Raw genomic sequence first — 1,869 nt, 5'->3', positions numbered from 1 at the left:
CGGCATTGTTGCTTTTGGCAAGGCTGTGGGTGGTCCAAAAGCGACTGGGAATCCGGTAGTTGATGCTCCAAAAGCAATTCCAGAAAGCAGCTACCCAACGCTCGCCAGGCCAAGCCCAAATGCCCCAAGCAATGTGATTTTGGGCGAGCTCGACTCACTTGGTCGACCTACTGGGGTTACAGCGGTCCTTAGAGAGGACTCATTGGGAAGCGGTTCAAGCGCTAACCCAGCGATTCGCCCCCCAGGTTTTGAGGGGCAGCCTGCTAACCATGCGCGAGGACATTTACTTGCAAATTCACTAGGAGGAGCTGGTGATGATGCAAGAAATTTGGTAACACTTTTCCAGCGCAACGCAAATCATCCAAATATGAGTTCATTTGAGCGTCAGGTAAAGGCCGCCGTACAGAGTGGTGAAACAGTAAGCTATAGGGCGGTACCTATTTATTCAGGTACTAACCTAATGCCGACCGGTGTAACGTTATCTGCTCGTGGCTCAGGGGGCTTTACTCTTGATGTATCAATTCCTAATGTAAGTGGAGTTAAGTAAGAATGATAGATAAACTAATTGGTGTTCTTTCACCACCCTCCCAGCGAACCTTTGACAATGCCGCTTGGGTGACCTTTGAATCTGAGGGGGGGGTGCGATTGCCGAATGATTTTAAGGAGCTTGTTTCTATTTACGGATGTGGATCAATAGATGATTTTGTGTGGCTGTTAGATCCATTTTCAAAAAATCCAAATTTGAATTTTGAAAAAAGCAAATACTTTAGAGAAGCGTACGCTGTAATGCGAGAGGAATTTATAACGGATTACCCAAGGCCAGACTATCCTGCGAAAGGATCTTTTTTTCCCTGGGCGGTGACGGATAATGGGGAAACTTTTGTTTGGCTGGTTGATGGGGATCCAGATTCATGGAAGGTTGCTGTTCATAGCTCGGATCAAGGGGAAGAGGAAATCTATAATTTCGGTTGTGTCGAGTTTCTTCTAAAGCTACTTGAAAGGGGCGTTTCGTCAAAAATCCTACCTAGTCAGTTTCCTCCGGTTGATCTAAGTAAACATAGTTTTACAGCTGCTGGTTAGGTGCAAAAGGCGGCGTCAAACTGGCTAGCAATGAGGTCGATGTGGTCAGAGCGAATAAAGGAACCCTCGAATACAAAATACTGAGCGAGCCCCCACCAAATAAGCAAGTCAAGCGGAGCAGCGGCACTGAACTCAAAATTAATTCAAGCGGTTACGTCGATGAAATCGCCTACAGTCCATCCTTGGATAAAGGCGTCCGTGATGCATGCTAAACGGCAGTTGGTGAGGAAGGGTTGCCAACTGGTGAAAACCAACAGCAGTCCATTCGGTGCTGAGATTTCGTAGAGTCTCTGGTCATCGAAGGAAAGGAGTCCTGTCATGGCAAAGCGTTATGAATTGTCGGATGCAGCGTGGGAGGTGGTCGCCGATCTCTTCACTGAAACACGCTTCGATGTTTCGGGGCGAAGGGGATTGCCAGGCAGAGTGGGTCGTTTGCAGTCGTCGATATCGGTTTTGTAGGTGGGCCGCATCTGCGGCCTCGATACGATGCTGCTTGGGTAGGATCAGGTTGGTGATTTCGGTACCCGACGATCCGCCATCTGGTCTTCGATTCCATCGAGCAACGCATCGACCAACCCTTTGGCCATCTCGATGGAATGCAGTGTCGACCATATCAACCCGCGAGTGTCCGGGTCGACTTTGTCACAGGCTTGCATTCCCGTGTCATTGGCGCAACGCAAGTACATCGACGCATGTACCAAGGCATCATGCGCTTCGATACCGGCGCGTACGGTGAACAAGGGAGGATGACCCGCGGCACAGGTACCGAAAGGGGTACTGGCAGTGTGC

General features: G+C 49.5%; 3 protein-coding genes. 2 read left to right on the top strand and 1 reads right to left on the bottom strand.

Features of this window, described 5'->3' with window-relative positions:
• The coding region (locus NPS47_RS25110) for a DNA/RNA non-specific endonuclease (protein WP_274297412.1) at positions 1-547 on the top strand (547 nt) is incomplete at its 5' end.
• 2 nt (positions 548-549) lie between these two features.
• Positions 550-1,080, top strand: a complete 531-nt coding sequence (locus NPS47_RS25105; protein WP_274297411.1) for an SMI1/KNR4 family protein — start codon at positions 550-552, stop codon at positions 1,078-1,080.
• A 503-nt stretch (positions 1,081-1,583) separates the two neighbouring features.
• Here NPS47_RS25105 and NPS47_RS25100 read toward each other — a convergent pair.
• The coding region (locus NPS47_RS25100) for a DUF6124 family protein (RefSeq protein WP_274297410.1) at positions 1,584-1,869 on the bottom strand (286 nt) is incomplete at its 5' end.

This window comes from Pseudomonas putida (assembly GCF_028682475.1).
GTDB lineage: Bacteria > Pseudomonadota > Gammaproteobacteria > Pseudomonadales > Pseudomonadaceae > Aquipseudomonas > Aquipseudomonas putida_AG.
This window is presented reverse-complemented; position numbering and strand designations above follow the sequence as displayed.

Bases quoted from the DNA above. Each gene is read 5' to 3' on its own strand.
- NPS47_RS25105 (WP_274297411.1), top strand. From the start codon at position 550: ATGATAGATAAACTAATTGGTGTTCTTTCACCACCCTCCCAGCGAACC.